This window comes from Gordonia sp. 11cp (genome assembly GCF_057767225.1).
The window spans coordinates 3,101,931-3,118,337 of record NZ_CM173437.1 but is presented as its reverse complement, the minus strand read 5'-3'; the positions used below and the strand labels follow the sequence as shown (position 1 = coordinate 3,118,337).

Below are 16,407 nucleotides of genomic sequence, written 5' to 3'. Positions count from 1 at the left end.
CGTCGTCGGCCTCAGTACGGCGCGACGGAGCCGTCGGCGATGGCGGTTTTCGCGCGCTCGACCGCTTGCGCCACCGCCGGATCGGTCGAGCACACGACGTAGTCGGTGCCGCCCTTGTCACTGGTCAGACCGAACGGGACCTGCGCTGCTTCCCACGTGCCGTCGAGGACCGCTCGCACCGCGTACTCGACCTCCGCGCCGATGTCGGTCTTGACGTAACCGCTGTACACCGGGTTGGTGCAGTCGCCCGGGATGGGACCGCCACTGATCTTGTTACCGGTTTCGCTCGCGGCCTGCTCGATGCCCTGCTTGCCGAGGTTCACGATCTGGCTCAGCACATCGGCGCCACCGGCGTAGGCGGCCGCCGCCGCCTGCTTGGCCTTCGCCGGATCGTTGAAGTCGCCGACATATTGCGGCGCGAGAACCCTGACGCCGGGTTCGATGAACTCGGCGCCGTTCTCGAAGGCCTTCGCCGCGTTCACGATCGCGGGGAGCTCGACGCCGCCGACGAACCCGATCGTGCCGGCCTTCGATGCCGCCGCCGACGCCGCCCCGGCGACGAACTCGGCTTCGGCCTGCTGGGGGTCGTAGTATGCGAGGTTCTCCATGGGCTCGGCATCGGCCGGGCCGCCGATCTCGACGAACGTCACGTCCGGAAACTGCGGCGCGACCTTGCGCAGGTCCGCGTCGGTCTGCCCACCCACCGAGATCACCAGTTCGTTCTCGGAGGCGAACCGCTGCAGGGCCTGCTGATAGTCGGCGGTCGCGACCTGCTCGACGTAGCTGATGTCGACCTGATCGCCGAGCTGCTCCTCGATCCGGTTGTAACCGGCGTACGCCGACTCCATGAAACCGGTGTCGTTGACCGAGCCGGGGAGGAAGACACCGACGGACAGTGTGCCGTCGTCGGCCCCCGAGCCGGAGGACCCGCAGCCGGACACCCCGAGTGCGAGCGCGCCGGCAGCGATCAATGCGATGGGAAGGGTACGTTTCATGGATCTCTCCTGGTCGGGATGGCTACCTCGTAGCGGTATACCGTTACGAAGAGAATCCGCGCCGTTCATTTCCATCCGATTACGCGTCCGTAAGGGAGCAGTTAACGGTATACCGTTATCCGATCCGGGGGTACGCTGGCCCTCGCCACCAGAAGGGAGCGCCGTGACCAGAGCCGCAGACCGCCGGGAACGCAGCGAGCGGGATCGGAGTGACGCCGTGACGAAGAAGTCGCTGAGCGATGTCGCCTACGAGGTGTTGCGCGGGCGGATCGTCGGCCTCGAGCTGGCGCCCGGCACCCGGCTGGTGGAGCGGGACCTCGCCGTGGAGCTCGAGGTGTCGCGTATCCCGCTCCGCGAAGCGATGCAGCGACTCCAGCAGGACGGACTCGTCGTCATGGTTCCCCGCCGCGGAGCGATCGTCGCGCCGTTCACCGCCGATGATGTCCGCGACCTGTTCGACGTCCGCGAGAGCCTCGAGGTGCTGGCTGCCCGGCTGGCCGCCGAGCGAGCCGGGCCGGACGGGCTCGCCTCCCTCGCCGACCAACTGGAGATCGCTCGCGACGCCACGGCGCGAGACGACAAGCCGGCCATCGCCGCCGCCAACTCACGGTTTCACACGATCATCGTCGATCTGGCCGGAAACCCCCTGCTGGAGAACGTCCTCGGCCCCCTGGAAGCCCGCACGCAGTGGCTGTTCCACCTGACCAAGGACCGAGATCCGAGCGTCCAGTGCCGCGAACACGAAGAGATGCTCGCTGCCATCTCCGCCCATGATCCCGACCGGGCAGCCGAATCGGCGTTCCACCATGTACATTCCGGCCGCGCGGCCAGCCTGGCGATGGCCGCGCACTGGTCGCGGGGCGTGCTCGACCCGGTGGCGCTTACCAAGAGCCGGCGCAGGTGATCGGCCTACGTCAGCACTCGACCACCCCCAGCGGCACGTGGACTGCCAGTCCCCCGGTCGCGGTCTCCTTGTACTTGGCGTTCATGTCGTGGCCGGTCGATTTCATGGCGGCGATCACCTGGTCGAGACTGACCAGGTGATCTCCGTTGCCGCGCAAGGCCATCCGCGCGGCATTGATCGCCTTCCCGGCCGAGATCGCGTTGCGTTCGATACACGGGATCTGCACGAGACCGCCGATCGGGTCGCAGGTCAGCCCCAGGCTGTGCTCCATCGCGATCTCCGCGGCGTTCTCCACCTGCGCGGGAGAACCGCCGAGCACCTCGGCCAGTCCGGCGGCGGCCATCGCCGCCGCCGAGCCCACCTCACCCTGACAGCCGACGTCGGCACCGGAGATCGACGCCCCCGACTTGATGAGGCCACCGACTGCCCCTGCGGTCAGCAGAAACCGGACGGTGACGTCGTCGGGGTCGGCCCGGCCGACGGGTGTGTAGCGCCGGGCGTAGTGCAGGACGGCGGGGACGATCCCGGCTGCGCCGTTGGTCGGCGCGGTGACCACCCGACCGCCTGCCGCGTTCTCCTCGTTGACGGCGAGCGCGACCAGGTTGACCCAGTCCTCGGCGTGGGCCGCCGATCGCAACGGGTCCTCACGCAGCAGACTGTCTCGCCACTGCTTGGCCCGACGGCGGACCCGTAGGCCCCCGGGCAACTCGCCGTCGGTGGTGACACCGCGGTGGACGCAGCGCTCTATGACCGACCAGATGTGCAGCAATCCGTTGCGGACATCGTCGGCCGACCGGGTGGCCGTCTCGTTCCGCAGAACGACCTCGGCGATCGAACTGCCCTCCTCCGCACAGATCGCGAGCAACTCCGCCGCGGTCCCGTAGGGCAGGGGCACCGCGACACCGCCGGCCGGTCGGTCGAACTCGTCGTCGGTCACCACGAAACCGCCGCCCACCGAATAGAATCGCGCGACCGGCAGGCGGGCGCCGTCACGGGTGTGCGCCCGGAGTTCCATCGCATTGGGGTGCCGCGGCCGCATGACCTCGGGATGGCAGCGGATGTCGTCGGTGGTGAACGCCAGGTCGACGAGGCCGCCGAGTCGGATGCGACCGGTTCGCTCCATCTCCGCGATCCGGAGAGACTTCGTCTCGGAGGTGATGGTCTCGGGTTCGTGCCCCTCCAGACCCAGCAACACAGCGGTGAGGGTGCCGTGCCCCGCACCGGTCGCGGCCAGCGATCCGTAGAGGTCGACCTCAAGGTGAGACACGGATGGCAGATCGGCCGTCCGGGCCAGTCCGCACACGAACCGCTGCGCCGCGCGCATCGGCCCTACGGTGTGCGAACTCGAGGGTCCGACGCCGATGGAGAACAGTTCGAAGACGCTGACGGTCATGCCCGGACCCCGGCCGGACGGAAAGGATGTTCGGCGGCGGCCGACGTGATGTCGGCGCCATCGACTGCGAATGTGTCGAAAGTGGACATTGTTGTACTCCAACCGATCTCGGACGAGTGATGCACTCGACCGCCCTCCCTGCTCTGTCCGTGCACCTGAGAGTTTTCGCCACCGTGGTGGCCACCTTCGGTCAATCCGGCTGCGTTGACGGATTCGTCTCCAGAGTTGCCTCGGTGTGCGGTACCTGGGCCTGAGAGATTCCCGGGAGGCGGTTGCTCCTTCGGCGTCGCGGTCATCCGCGATGATCTCCCGCACACGTCTGCGGCTCGTGGAGAACAGTCGCACGTCCGGCTTGACAGCGCAAGGCCCAGACCGCACACTTGTTGCACAAGGCGCGGTACGTTGCGTACAGCGCAACAACAACAGGAGATGTCCGAGCCGGCCGACGTCGAACCCGGCCGACTCCGAAGGTCACCCGATTCCACGGCCGAAGCCCACGCGCCGCAACACTTCCCCTCGACCCGACCACGACTGTGCAGAGAGGCCCGCACTGCTGATGACCGCTTCATCCGTCGCGCATGCCGCCGCGCGGGCACCGGAACACGACGCCCGCACCCTGATCGCCGATCGCGTCGCAGGCCAGAGCCTGCCTGCCCCGTTCTATGTGAGCCGGGACTTCTTCGACCTCGATGTCGACGAGATCTTCTCGAAATCATGGCTTTTCGTGGCCACCGAAGCGGAGATCGCCGAGCCCGGTGACTACGTCACGATCACCTTCTCCACCCGGTCGGTCATCGTCGCCAGAGACGACGACGGCCGCGTACGCGCCCACCACAACGTGTGTCGGCATCGGGGAGCCCGCCTGCTCACCGACCCGAGCGGCTCGACCGGGACGTTCGTGTGCACCTACCACTCGTGGACCTACGGCATGGACGGACGCCTGGAGTTCGCCGACGCCCAGGCCCCCGGGTTCGACAGATCGTGTTACTCGCTGCGGTCGGTGCACGTTCGGTCGATCGCCGGGCTCGTCTTCATCTGCCTGGCCGACGACCCGCCGGCAGACATCGACGAGGTCGCCGCGATCGTCGAGCCCTACCTGGCCCCGCATCACCTCGCCGAAGCCAAGGTGGCCAAGCAGACCGACCTCATCGAGGACGGCAACTGGAAACTCACGATGGAGAACAACCGCGAGTGTTACCACTGCGACGGGCATCCCGAGCTCCTCAACGTCTTCTTCCCGACCTGGGGGTACAGCGACACCGGGTCCATCCCGTCGCGCCTCGGGCCGGTGTACGACCGGTATCGCCGGGTCACCTCCGAACAGGTCGAGATCTGGGACCGCCACGACCTTCCCCATTCTAGGATCGAGCAACTCGACACGCGCCCAACGGGTTTCCATATCGAGCGTGAAGCACTCGACCTCGCCGGCGAGTCGTTCACCCTCGACGGGTCCGCCGCCTGCGGCCGTCTGCTGACCGACATCGGCGAGGCGCGGCTCGGCCGGCTGTCGATGCATCTCCAGCCCAACATGTGGCTGCACGTGACCAGCGACCATGCGCTGGTCTTCTCGGTCATCCCGATCGCCGCCGACAAGACCCTGGTCCGCACCACCTGGCTCGTCCACCGGAACGCCGTCGAGGGCGTCGACTACGACCTCGACCACCTCACCGGCGTCTGGGAGACGACAAATCAGCAGGACGCCGACCTGGTAGCGCTCGCCCAGAGCGGCATCAGCAGTCCCGCCTACGTTCCCGGACCCTACGGCCCCTCGGAATTCCAGGTGGAGGCGTTCGTCAACTGGTACGTCACGATGCTCCGCCGTCGGCTGGACATCCCGACCAACGGCACCGGCGCGTCCGACGCCGCGAGCGCATGAGAGCAACCATGGCCGACGACATCTTCCTGCAGTGTGTGTCCCGGACCGACACCACCCGGGACATGGCCACCTTCACGTTCCGGGTGGCGGGCGGATCGCCGCGTTCGGGCCCCGGACAGTCGGTCGACCGGCCGATCGACGAGGTCGACGAACACCGGACCCTCGTCTTCGCCCCCGGCCAGTTCCTCGCCGTCACCATGGAGATCGACGGCCGGGCGGTCCAGCGCTGCTACAGCATCTCCTCACCACCGACGCGACCGGGAAACCTGTCGATCACCGTCAAGCGGGTGAACGGCGGCCATGTCTCGAACTGGCTGCACGACAACCTGGTCGAGGGAATGATGATCGCCGCGACCGGCCCGCTCGGCCGGTTCACCTACACCGCCCGACCGGCCGAGAAGTACCTGTTCATCTCCGCCGGCAGCGGCATCACCCCGGTGATGTCGATGCTGCGCGCCGTCACCGACAGCGAGTCCCCCCTCGACATCGCTTTCGTACACAGCGCCCGCAACGTCGACGACATCCCGTTCCGAGACGAACTGGAGGAACTCGCACACCGGCACACCAATGTGACCCTGGCGTTCGCGGCGACGCGGATGGCCGCCGAGGACCACGCCGACTGGACCGGCCACCGCGGACGCATCGACCGCGCGATGCTCGAGCGGGTCTGCCCGGACCTCGCCGAACGCGAAGTGTTCCTCTGCGGACCAGGGCGTTTCCGCAGCGAGGTCCGTGGCGCGCTGGTCGCCGCGGGCTCGGAGCTGGCGCGAATCCACGAGGAGAGCTTCGGCTTCAGCCTCCCGGCCGACGAACCGGACACCGAAACCGGTGTCGCGGTCGACTTCTCGCGCCGTGCGCGGCGGATCACGGTGAGCCCCGGCACCACGATTCTCGCCGCAGCCGCGAAGGCGGGCGTCACCCTCCCGTCGTCGTGCGGAGTGGGTCTGTGCGGATCGTGCAAGGTACGCAAGCTCTCCGGCGACGTGGTGATGAACCACCAGGGCGGTATCCGTCCACGCGAGATCGCGCAGGGCAAGATCCTGCTCTGCTGTGCCGAACCCCTGTCCCCGGTAGTGATCGATTTCTGAGGAACACCCGACGATGACAAACCACCCCGCCGCCGCCCTTCCCCCCGGTGCACACCTGCCCCATCACCCCGAATTCCTCTGGCACGACGCCGAACCCAAGTCATCCTATGACGTCGTCATCGTCGGCGGCGGCGGCCACGGTCTCGCCACCGCCCACTACCTCGCCCGCGTGCACGGGATCACGAATGTCGCCGTGTTGGAACGGGGCTGGCTCGCCGGGGGCAACATGGCCCGCAACACCACCCTCATCCGCTCCAACTACCTGTGGGACGAGAGCGCCGGCATCTACGAGCACTCGCTGAAACTGTGGGAGGGTCTCGAGGACGAACTCGGTTACCCGATCCTCTTCAGTCAGCGCGGAGTGCTCAACCTCGCCCACACCGAGCAGGATGTGCGCGACAGCATCCGCCGCGTGGAGGCCAACCGGCTCAACGGAATCGATGCCGAGTGGCTCGATCCCAAGCAGGTCGCGGAGGTGTGCCCGATCGTCAACACCTCGTCCGACATCCGCTATCCGGTGCTCGGAGCCACCTTCCAACCGCGCGGCGGCATCGCCAAGCACGACTACGTCGCCTGGGGTTTCGCCCGTAGTGCGAGCGACGCGGGCGTCGACATCATCCAGAACTGCGAGGTCACCGGATTCGTCACCGACGGCGACCGGGTGGTGGGGATCGAGACCACCCGCGGCCGTATCGGTGCGGGCACCGTCGCGCTGTGCGCGGCGGGCCACACCTCCACCCTCACCGACCAGCTCGGCTTCCGGGTGCCGGTGCAGAGCCATCCCCTGCAGGCATTGGTCTCCGAACTCCTCGAACCGATCCACCCGACCGTGGTGATGTCGAATGCCGTGCACGTCTACGTCTCCCAGGCCCACAAGGGCGAACTCGTGATGGGCGCCGGCGTCGACTCCTACAACGGCTACGGTCAGCGCGGCGCATTCCACATCATCGAACGTCAGATGGCCGCCGCGGTCGAACTGTTCCCCGTCTTCGGCCGGGCACGCCTGCTCCGGACGTGGGGCGGGATCGTCGATGTCACCCCGGATGCGTCGCCGATCGTCGGGGCCACCCCGTACGAGAATCTGTACCTCAACTGCGGCTGGGGCACCGGCGGTTTCAAGGCGACCCCCGGGGTCGGGTGGGCCCTTGCCCACACGATCGCGACCGGTGCCCCGCATGCCGTCAACGCCCCGTTCACCCTCGACCGGTTCGTCACCGGTCACCTCATCGACGAGCACGGCGCAGCCGCCGTCGCCCACTGACCGCAACCGCGAGGACGCCACGATGCAGATGATCCGCTGCCCCCATTGCGGGCCACGCGAAGAGACCGAGTTCCACTACGGCGCCGCCGCCGGCGTCGCGTACCCAGAACGACCCGCCGAACTCGACGACACGGACTGGGCGCACTACCTGTTCTTCCGACCGAATCCCAAGGGTTCGTTGACCGAACGGTGGTGCCACACCGCCGGGTGCCGCCAGTGGTTCACCGTCGAACGCGACACCCGCACGTACGCCTTCGCCGGCGAACCGGTGCCTTCGCGTCATGCCGCCGGCGCGCCCGACTCCCCCGCCGACCCCGCACCCGGAGCCTCTCGATGAGCACATCCATCCCGAAACCCGATCTCTTCCAGCCCTTCCGAACCGGGGCCGGTGGACGCATCGACCGCAACACGCCCATCGACTTCGTCTTCGACGGGGTCACCTACCGCGGTTACCGAGGTGACACACTCGCCTCGGCTCTGCTGGCCAACGGGATCAGGGTCGTCACCACCAGCGTCAACCTCGGACGTCCCCGTGGTGTCACCGGAGCATGGGCCGAGGACGCCACCGCGCAGGTGGGCATCGAGGCACCGTTCGTCGAACCGATGGTTCCGGCCACCACCGTCGCGCTGTGTCCCGGTCTCGTCGCCCACGGCGTTCCGGGCTGGGGCAAGCTCAGCAGCGCCGTCGACGATGCCCGGTACGACTCCCTGCACCACCACCCGGACGTACTGGTCGTCGGTGCCGGCCCCGCGGGCCTGATGGCGGCGGTCGCCAGCGCTCGTGCCGGGGCGCGGGTGCTCCTGCTCGACGAACGCGCCGAGCCCGGTGGCCGGATACCCGCAGCGAGGTGGGTGGCCGCGGCTGTCGCCGAGCTGGATTCCCACCCCCACGTCACGCGCCTGACCCGGACCACCGCCTTCGGCGCCTACGACGACGGCTTCGTGCTGGCCGTCGAACACCGCACCGATCACCTCGGAACCGACGCCCCCGCGCACCTCTCCCGGCAACGGGTGCATCGCATCCGGGCCCGTCGCCTCGTTCTGGCGACCGGCGCTCACGAACGACCGATCGTCTTCGCCGGCAACGACCTGCCCGGTGTGATGCTGGCCGACGCCGGCGGTGAATACCTCGAGCGCTACGGGGTGCGGGTCGGTAGGACCGCGGTGGTGTTCACCGCGTGCGACACCGCGTACTCCACGGCCTTCGCACTCGTCGACGCCGGGGTGTCGGTTCCCGCCGTCGTCGACGTCCGGCCGGCCGTCAGCGCGGACCTACGCGAGGAGGCTCGCCGTCGAGGTGTCCCGATCCTCCCGGGCACCACCGTCAGCCGCGCACACGGCACGGCTGGCGTGACCGGGGTCGACCTGAGCGACGGCTCGTCCCTGTCCTGTGACACCGTTCTGGTCAGCGGTGGGTGGAATCCGGCGGCCCACCTGTGGAGTCAGCTGCGCGGAACGATCACCTTCGACGACCGCGCCGCGGCCTTCCTGCCGACCGGGACCGTGGCAGGTACCGAGATCGTCGGGGCGGCAGCGGGTCTGACGACCCTGACCGAGTGCCTGGCCAGCGGACGAGGCGGCGCGGTGGCGACACTCACCGGACTCGGGATCGGACTCCCGGAGCTGCGCAGCATCCCACGGGTCACCGAACGGACCCCCGCCGCGCCCGCGATCTGCTGGTACGTGTCCGATGGACCCGACGGCGGGACCACGTCGTTCGTCGACCTGCAGCGCGACGCGACCGTCGCCGACATCGCCCGCTCACTGGGCGCGGGCATGCGATCGGTGGAACATGTCAAGCGCTACACGACCATCGGCACCGGGCACGACCAGGGCAAGACCTCCGGCATCGTCACCTCCGGCATCGTGGCGGAGATGCTCGGCATCCCCGTGGGCGACGCCGGCACCACCACCTTCCGCCCGCCTTACACCCCGGTGACCTTCGCCGCGCTCGCCGGCCGCGACCGCGGGGATCGTTACGATCCGGTGCGGCGCACCCCGATCCACGACTGGCACGTCGAGCGCGGCGCCGTCTTCGAGGATGTCGGCCAGTGGAAGCGACCGCGGTACTACCCGCGTGGGGGCGAGGACATGCACGACGCGGTCCTACGCGAATGTGCCTCCGTGCGAACGAGTGTCGGCATTCTCGACGGCTCGACGCTCGGGGTGATCGATGTCGCCGGCCCCGATGCCCCGGACTTCCTCGACCTGCTCTACACCAACATGATGAGCACTCTCCCGGTCGGCAAGGTCCGCTACGGCGTCATGTGCGGCGCCGACGGGATGGTCAAGGACGACGGCACGGTGTTGCGAACCGCGGAGGACCGCTACACCGTGTACACCACGACCGGCAACGCGGCCGCCATCCTCGACTGGATGGAGGAGTGGCATCAGACCGAGTGGCCGCACCTGCGGGTGTGGATGACATCGCTGACCGATCAGGTGGCCACCTTCCCGGTCGTCGGCCCCCGGTCCCGCGACGTCGTGGGGTCGGTGTTCACCGGTCTCGACGTGTCGAACGAGGCGTTCGGGTTCATGGCGTGGCGAGACACCACGTTCCACGGGGTGCCCGTCCGGATCGGGCGGATCAGCTTCTCCGGCGAGCTCGCCTACGAGGTGAACGTCGGGGCCGGATACGCGCAGGCGGTGTGGGATGCACTCGTCGCCGCCGGTGAGCCGCACGGCATCACACCGTACGGCACCGAGACGATGCACGTCCTGCGCGCCGAGAAGGGATATCCGATCATCGGCCAGGACACCGACGGGACCGTCACGCCGCACGACCTCGGTATGAGCTGGGCGGTCTCGAAGAAGAAGCCCGATTTTCTCGGCAAGCGATCGTTCGCGCGCGGGTCGGCGACGGCGCCGGACCGCAAACACCTCGTCGGCCTGTTGCCCACGGACGGCAGCACCCGGCTTCCCGAGGGATCGCAGATCATCGCCCACTGCGCCGACCGCACCCTGCCCCCACCCCCGGTCGCGATGCTCGGTCACGTGACGTCGAGCTACCGCAGCGCGGAACTGGGCCGGCCGTTCGCTCTGGCGTTGGTGAAAGGCGGTCGCGATCTGGTCGGCACCCGTCTCGACGTCCCGATCGGGGACACGCTGTGCGAAGTCGAGATCACCACAACCGTTTTCGTCGATGCGGAAGGAGCGCGACGCGATGGCTGACACCACCGTGCACCTCGCCCCGGGGCCCGACCTCGAACCGGCCGGTCCGTTGGACAACTGGTCGGCACGGTTCGCCGAACTCGCCCCGGTCGTCCGGCTCCACGCGAGCCCCGTCGCGCAGGCGGTCATCCGACCGACCGGGCAGGAGGCGCTGCAACGCCTCGGGCTGCCCGCGGCCTGCCGGCTGCGGAGAACCGAGGACGCCACGGTCATCTGGCTCGGGCCGGACGAGTATCTCGCCTGGGCGGCCGATGTGGCACCGCACGAGTTCGCCGCGTCGATCGCCGACCGCGTGCAGGGCGAGGCCTATGTCGCCGACGCGTCCGGTCAGCGCACCCGCATCGAACTCGGCGGCCCCCGGGCGGAGACGATCCTCGCGCACGGTTGCGCGATCGACCTGTCGCCGAGGGCCTTCGGACCCGACGACGTGGCCCAGACGCTGCTGGCCCAGGCCGCGGTGATCGTGCATCGCGTGCCCGACGGATTCGCGATCTTCGTCCGCAGCTCCTATGCCGACTACCTCGCCGCGTGGCTCGTCGATGCCGCCACCGAGTACGTCGCCGACCCCACTCCCGCCCCGCTCCCGTAGAGGAACCCCCGATGTCCGATCGATTCATCCTCACCCTGCGTTGTCCGTCGCGCAGCGGCGTCACGCACGCGATCAGTTCGTTCCTCTTCAGCCACGGCTGCGAGGTGCTCGATCATCAGCAGTTCGACGACCCGATGACCCACACCCTGTTCGTGCGAACCGAATTCGCGTCCGCACTCCACTCCGGCTCCGAGCAGCTGAGCGCGGCCTTCGACCATCTCGCCGCCGGACTCGGCGCCGAGTACTCGATCACCGACCAGACGCCGCAACGGATCCTGGTGATGGTCTCGCGTCTGGGGCATTGCCTCAACGACCTCATCTTCCGGTGGCGGTCGGGCACCCTCGGCGGCGAACTGGTCGCCGTCGCCTCCAACCACACCGACCTGGCACCGATGACCGAGTCCGCCGGACTCCCGTTCCACCACCTCCCGGTGTCGCCGGACACCAAGGCGGCGGCCGAGAGCGCGATGCTCGACCTGGTGTCGTCCTACGACGTCGACCTCGTCGTCCTCGCCCGGTACATGCAGATCATCTCCGACGAGACGTGTGCGGCCCTGCGCGGCCGGGCCATCAACATCCACCACTCGTTCCTGCCGGGCTTCAAGGGCGCCAAGCCCTATCACCAGGCACACCAGCGCGGCGTCAAGTACGTGGGCGCCACCGCGCACTACGTGACCCCGGACCTCGACGAGGGACCGATCATCGAGCAGGAGGTCATCCGCATCGACCACACCCACGATCCCCGGCGCCTGGCCACCGCCGGCAGCGACGCCGAGGCACTGGCCCTGTCGCGCGCCGTGCGGTGGCACAGCGAGAACCGGGTGCTGATGAACGGGACCAGCACCGTCGTCTTCACCTGAACCAAGCCCTCTGCCCGAAAAGGATCGATTTCCCATGGCTGCACCGAAAGTCGTGATCGTCGGGGCCGGCATCGTCGGCACCTCGCTCGCCGACGAGCTCACCCAGCGCGGTTGGACCGACGTCACCGTCCTCGACCGCGGCCCGCTCTTCGCCACCGGCGGGTCCACCTCGCATGCACCGGGTCTCGTCTTCGCGACGAACCCCTCCAAGACGATGACCGAGCTCGCCTCCTACACGATCGACAAGTTCTCGTCGCTGTCGCATCCCGACGGCTGGTGTTTCAACCCGGTGGGCGGACTCGAGCTGGCCACCACCCCGGAACGGTGGGAGGACCTGCACCGCAAGGCCGGTTGGGCGACCGCACGCGGCGTCGAACACCGCCTCGTCGACCCCGCCGAATGCGCCGCGATGCATCCGCTCCTGGAACGCGACACCGTCCTCGGTGGCCTGCACACCCCGAATGACGGTCTCGCCAAGGCCTTGCGCGCGGTGGAGGCGCAGGCCCGGCGCGCGATCTCGCGCGGTGCCGAGTTCCGCGGCGGGCAGGAGGTCGTCGACGTCGTCGAGGTCAACGGCGAAGTACGCGGGGTCCGTACCGCGAACGGGGTCGTCGACGCCGACATCGTGGTGTGCTGCACCGGTTTCTGGGGCCGTGAGTTCGGTCGCCGGGTGGGACTGACCATCCCGCTCGTTCCGATGGCCCACCAGTACGCGATCACCACACCGGTCGACTCACGCCGCGGCGTCAACCCCGCCCTGGCCGAGGCGACGCTGCCGATCCTGCGCCACCAGGACCGCGACCTCTACTACCGCGAGCACGGCGACCGCATCGGTATCGGTTACTACGGTCACCGGCCGATGCCGTCGAGCGTGGGCGACCTCGATCACGAGACCGAGATCTCGCTCGACGAGATGCCCTCGAAGCTCATGTTCACCCCGGAGGACTTCGACGACGCGTGGCAGCACACGGTGGCACTGCTGCCCGAACTCGGCAACGGCAAGGTCGAAGAGGGCTTCAACGGCATCTTCTCGTTCACCCCGGACGGCCATTCGGTCATGGGTGAGCATCGCGACCTGGCCGGTTTCTGGGTCGCCGAGGCCGTGTGGGTGACCCATTCCGCCGGCGTCGCGAAGACCATGGCCGAGTGGATGATCGACGGCACCCCCGGCGTCGACGTCCACGAGATGGACCTCTATCGCTTCGAGGAGGACGCACTCACCGACGACTTCATCCTCACCACCAGCTCGCGGGCCTTCGAGGAGGTCTACGACATCATCCACCCGCACGATCAGCGCGTCGCACCGCGTAACGTGCGCACGAGTCCCTTCCACGACCGGGAAGCCGAGCTCGGCGCGGAGTTCTGGGAGAGCGGACTCTGGGAGCGGCCCGCCTGGTACGAGGCCAATCGCCCGCTGCTCGAGCAGAAGGTCGCCGACGGGTTGCGGATACCGGAACGCGACACCTGGTCGGCCCGCCACTGGTCGCCCATCGCGGTCGCCGAGGCCGCGCACACCCGCAGCCACGTCGCGGTGTACGACATGACCCCGCTGACCCGGTTCGAGCTGTCCGGGCCGGGTGCACTCGCCCTGCTGCAGCACCTCACCACCAACAAGATGGACAAGTCCGTCGGCTCGGTGACCTACACGCTGATGCTCGACGAGAAGGGCGGTGTCCGTTCGGATCTGACCGTCGCCCGGCTCGCCGACGATGTGTTCCAGGTGGGCGCCAACGGCCCGCTGGACTTCGACTGGATCACCCGGCATCTCCCGGCGGACGGGTCGGTCGTCCTCCGTGACATCACGACCGCCACCTGCTGCCTGGGACTGTGGGGCCCGCTCGCCCGGGATGTTCTGGCCCCGCTGACCACAGCCGACCTCACCAACGACGGATTGCGATACTTCCGCTCGACGACCACCACCGTCGGCGCGGTTCCGGTGACGCTGATGCGGGTCTCCTACGTGGGCGAACTGGGTTGGGAGATCTACACGTCCGCTGCCAACGGCCGGGCGTTGTGGGACACCGTGATGGCGGCGGGCCGGCCCCACGGCATCATCGCGGCCGGCCGGATCGCCTTCAACAGCCTGCGAATCGAGAAGGGCTATCGATCGGCCGGTGTCGACATGACGATCGAGCACACGCCCGCCGCGGCGGGCCTCGACTTCGCCATCCGCAGATCCGACGCGGACTTCATCGGCGGATCCGCTCTGGCCGAACGCCGTCCGGCGAGCAGGCTGCGCACACTACGCTTCACCGATCCGGCGGCCGTCGTCCTGGGCCGAGAGCCGGTGTCGGTGGACGGCGAGGTGGTCGGCTACATCACCAGCGCCGGGTGGTCTGCCACCGTCGGTGCGTGCCTGGCATTCGCCTGGCTACCGGCCGATCTCGCCGAGGACGTCACCGTCGATGTCGCCTACCAGACCACCCACCACGAGGCCGTCGTCATCGCCGACCCGGTCGTCGATCCCCAGATGACCCGAATTCGGAGATGACCGGAGAGGCACCATGAACGACGACATCAGCACCACATCCACCCGACCACGTATCGACCTGACGGTGTTCGGCGTGACCGCCGCACTCGTCATCGCCTTCCTGGCCTGGGGGTTGGCGGCACCGGACAACCTGTCCGCCGTCACCACCGACATCCTCTCCTGGATCACCGGCAGCCTGGGCTGGTTGTTCATCCTCTCGGCCACCGGATTCGTGGTGTTCGCGGTCTGCCTGGCACTCAGCAAGTACGGCAAGATCCCGCTCGGCAAAGACGGCGAGAGGCCCGAATTCCGCACCATCAGCTGGATCGCGATGATGTTCAGCGCCGGGATGGGTATCGGCCTGATGTTCTTCGGCTCGTATGAGCCGCTCTACCACTTCGTCGAGGCGCCTCCGGGTATGACGGCGGGCGACGTCCGGACAGCGATGGCCACCACCATGTTCCACTGGGGCTTCCACCCGTGGGCCATGTACGCGGTCGTCGGGCTCGCACTCGCCTACAGCACCTTTCGACTGGGCCGCAATCAGTTGATGAGCGCGGTGTTCGCCCCGATCCTGGGGAAGCAGGCCAACGGCGCGGGCGGCAAGGTCATCGACATCCTCGCGATCTTCGCGACGTTGTTCGGCACGGTCGCATCCCTGGGTCTGGGTGCGCTGCAGATCGGTTCGGGACTGTCCAACGTCGGCTGGGTCGACAACCCGGGCACCACACTGCTCGTGGCCATCATCGCCGTGCTGACCGCCGCATTCGTGGCCTCGGCGGTGTCCGGTGTCGCCAAGGGCATCCAGCGGCTGTCGAACATCAACATGGTGCTGGCGATCGTGCTGGCGGTGTTCGTGTTCGTGGTCGGGCCGACGGTGTTCATCCTCAACCTGCTGCCGACCACCCTCGGCGCCTACGCCAACGACATCACCGCGTTCTCCGCACGATCCTCGGCCACCGTCGACGCCGAGGGGGAGAGCTGGCTGGCCGGGTGGACGATCTTCTACTGGGCCTGGTGGGTCTCGTGGACGCCGTTCGTGGGGATGTTCCTGGCGAAGATCAGCCGCGGCCGCACCATCCGTGAGTTCGTGATCGGCGTCATGGTGGTGCCGACAACGGTGTCGCTCGTGTGGTTCTGCGTGTTCGGCGGCACCGCCATCCGGGAACAGACCGACGGTGTGCTGGGTTTCGATCCGGCGACCGCCGCGTCGGAGGACACCCTGTTCCAGATGCTGGACCACCTACCGCTGACCGGGATCGCCTCGGCGCTGGCGATGATCCTGGTCGCGATCTTCTTCGTCTCCGGCGCGGATTCGGCGTCGTTGGTCATGGGCACGTTGTCCGAACGCGGGGCCCACGAACCCAGCCGGTCGGTGACCGTGTTCTGGGGCGTGCTCACCGGCGCGGTGGCGGCGCTGTTGCTGGCCATGAGCGGTGGCGACGGACTCAACGGCATCAAGCAGATGGCCATCATCGCCGCACTGCCGTTCGTGGTCGTGATGATCGGCATGTGCCTGTCGCTCTACCTCGACCTGCGCCGAGACCCGCTGATCGTCGCGCGCTCCCAGCTCGACGACCAGGTCGACCGGCACATCCGCAAGCAGGCGGAGAAGATCGGGACCGGTGAGATCCTCGTCGTAGACCCGGCCGCGATCGACCGGAAGACACGGGGTCGTCGACGAATCCGTCGCCGTGCCGACGCGTCCGCCGACCTCCCGGTATCGGCGACCGGCGAGCCCGCCGTCGCCGTCGCGGAGACAGAGCCGCGCCCGTGACGGGTCCCGGACACCTTGTCGCG

Annotated in this window: 12 protein-coding genes and 1 riboswitch; of the genes, 10 read left to right on the top strand and 2 right to left on the bottom strand. The window is 68.4% G+C overall.

Annotated features, from left to right (window positions below):
• Nucleotides 1-11: 11 nt before the first annotated feature.
• Nucleotides 12-995 carry a BMP family ABC transporter substrate-binding protein gene (locus tag AC3B6C_RS13960; RefSeq protein ID WP_010843562.1) on the bottom strand — a complete coding sequence of 328 codons (984 nt, stop codon included), beginning with the start codon at nt 993-995 and terminating at the stop codon, nt 12-14.
• A 163-nt stretch (nt 996-1,158) separates the two neighbouring features.
• On the opposite strand from AC3B6C_RS13960, the gene AC3B6C_RS13955 reads away from it, so the two are divergent.
• A complete protein-coding gene (locus tag AC3B6C_RS13955; RefSeq protein WP_014925789.1) occupies nt 1,159-1,899 on the top strand; it encodes a GntR family transcriptional regulator in 741 nt (246 codons plus the stop codon).
• 10 nt (nt 1,900-1,909) lie between these two features.
• On the opposite strand, the gene AC3B6C_RS13950 is transcribed toward AC3B6C_RS13955, so the two are convergent.
• Nucleotides 1,910-3,292, bottom strand: a complete 1,383-nt coding sequence (locus AC3B6C_RS13950; RefSeq protein ID WP_488373179.1) for an L-serine ammonia-lyase — start codon at nt 3,290-3,292, stop codon at nt 1,910-1,912.
• 228 nt (nt 3,293-3,520) lie between these two features.
• Nucleotides 3,521-3,614, bottom strand: a riboswitch (glycine riboswitch).
• A 234-nt stretch (nt 3,615-3,848) separates the two neighbouring features.
• Here AC3B6C_RS13950 and AC3B6C_RS13945 point away from each other — a divergent pair.
• From AC3B6C_RS13945 to AC3B6C_RS13905, 9 genes are read left to right on the top strand one after another with little or no spacing between them, the layout of a single operon-like run.
• On the top strand, nt 3,849-5,168 hold the full coding sequence (locus AC3B6C_RS13945) for an aromatic ring-hydroxylating oxygenase subunit alpha (protein ID WP_488373178.1): 1,320 nt from the start codon (nt 3,849-3,851) through the stop codon (nt 5,166-5,168).
• 8 nt (nt 5,169-5,176) lie between these two features.
• A complete protein-coding gene (locus AC3B6C_RS13940; RefSeq protein WP_488373177.1) occupies nt 5,177-6,256 on the top strand; it encodes an FAD-binding oxidoreductase in 1,080 nt (359 codons plus the stop codon).
• A gap of 13 nt (nt 6,257-6,269) precedes the next feature.
• A complete protein-coding gene (locus AC3B6C_RS13935; RefSeq protein ID WP_488373176.1) occupies nt 6,270-7,517 on the top strand; it encodes a sarcosine oxidase subunit beta family protein in 1,248 nt (415 codons plus the stop codon).
• A 22-nt stretch (nt 7,518-7,539) separates the two neighbouring features.
• The gene (locus AC3B6C_RS13930; RefSeq protein ID WP_014925785.1) at nt 7,540-7,854 is read left to right on the top strand and encodes a sarcosine oxidase subunit delta; all 315 of its coding nucleotides are present in this window, start codon (nt 7,540-7,542) and stop codon (nt 7,852-7,854) included.
• Nucleotides 7,851-10,688: an FAD-dependent oxidoreductase gene (locus tag AC3B6C_RS13925; RefSeq protein WP_488373174.1), complete on the top strand. Its 2,838-nt coding sequence runs from the start codon at nt 7,851-7,853 to the stop codon at nt 10,686-10,688. The genes AC3B6C_RS13930 and AC3B6C_RS13925 overlap by 4 nt, the downstream gene beginning before the upstream one ends.
• Entirely contained in the window at nt 10,681-11,277 is a 597-nt protein-coding gene (locus AC3B6C_RS13920) for a sarcosine oxidase subunit gamma (RefSeq protein WP_055475838.1), read from the top strand. The genes AC3B6C_RS13925 and AC3B6C_RS13920 overlap by 8 nt, the downstream gene beginning before the upstream one ends.
• Nucleotides 11,278-11,288: 11 nt before the next feature.
• On the top strand, nt 11,289-12,137 hold the full coding sequence (gene purU, locus AC3B6C_RS13915; protein WP_010843553.1) for a formyltetrahydrofolate deformylase: 849 nt from the start codon (nt 11,289-11,291) through the stop codon (nt 12,135-12,137).
• A 34-nt stretch (nt 12,138-12,171) separates the two neighbouring features.
• Entirely contained in the window at nt 12,172-14,628 is a 2,457-nt protein-coding gene (locus AC3B6C_RS13910; protein ID WP_488373172.1) for a GcvT family protein, read from the top strand.
• A gap of 13 nt (nt 14,629-14,641) precedes the next feature.
• Nucleotides 14,642-16,384, top strand: coding sequence for a BCCT family transporter (locus AC3B6C_RS13905; RefSeq protein WP_488373171.1), 1,743 nt, complete (start codon nt 14,642-14,644; stop codon nt 16,382-16,384).
• Nucleotides 16,385-16,407 lie beyond the last annotated feature (23 nt).

Coding starts and splice junctions, on each gene's coding strand:
- AC3B6C_RS13910 (WP_488373172.1), top strand. CDS start 12,172: ATGGCTGCACCGAAAGTCGTGATCGTCGGGGCCGGCATCGTCGGCACC.
- AC3B6C_RS13950 (WP_488373179.1), bottom strand. CDS start 3,292: ATGACCGTCAGCGTCTTCGAACTGTTCTCCATCGGCGTCGGACCCTCG.
- AC3B6C_RS13920 (WP_055475838.1), top strand. CDS start 10,681: ATGGCTGACACCACCGTGCACCTCGCCCCGGGGCCCGACCTCGAACCG.
- AC3B6C_RS13905 (WP_488373171.1), top strand. CDS start 14,642: ATGAACGACGACATCAGCACCACATCCACCCGACCACGTATCGACCTG.
- purU (WP_010843553.1), top strand. CDS start 11,289: ATGTCCGATCGATTCATCCTCACCCTGCGTTGTCCGTCGCGCAGCGGC.
- AC3B6C_RS13930 (WP_014925785.1), top strand. CDS start 7,540: ATGCAGATGATCCGCTGCCCCCATTGCGGGCCACGCGAAGAGACCGAG.
- AC3B6C_RS13960 (WP_010843562.1), bottom strand. CDS start 995: ATGAAACGTACCCTTCCCATCGCATTGATCGCTGCCGGCGCGCTCGCA.
- AC3B6C_RS13925 (WP_488373174.1), top strand. CDS start 7,851: ATGAGCACATCCATCCCGAAACCCGATCTCTTCCAGCCCTTCCGAACC.
- AC3B6C_RS13935 (WP_488373176.1), top strand. CDS start 6,270: ATGACAAACCACCCCGCCGCCGCCCTTCCCCCCGGTGCACACCTGCCC.
- AC3B6C_RS13945 (WP_488373178.1), top strand. CDS start 3,849: ATGACCGCTTCATCCGTCGCGCATGCCGCCGCGCGGGCACCGGAACAC.
- AC3B6C_RS13940 (WP_488373177.1), top strand. CDS start 5,177: ATGGCCGACGACATCTTCCTGCAGTGTGTGTCCCGGACCGACACCACC.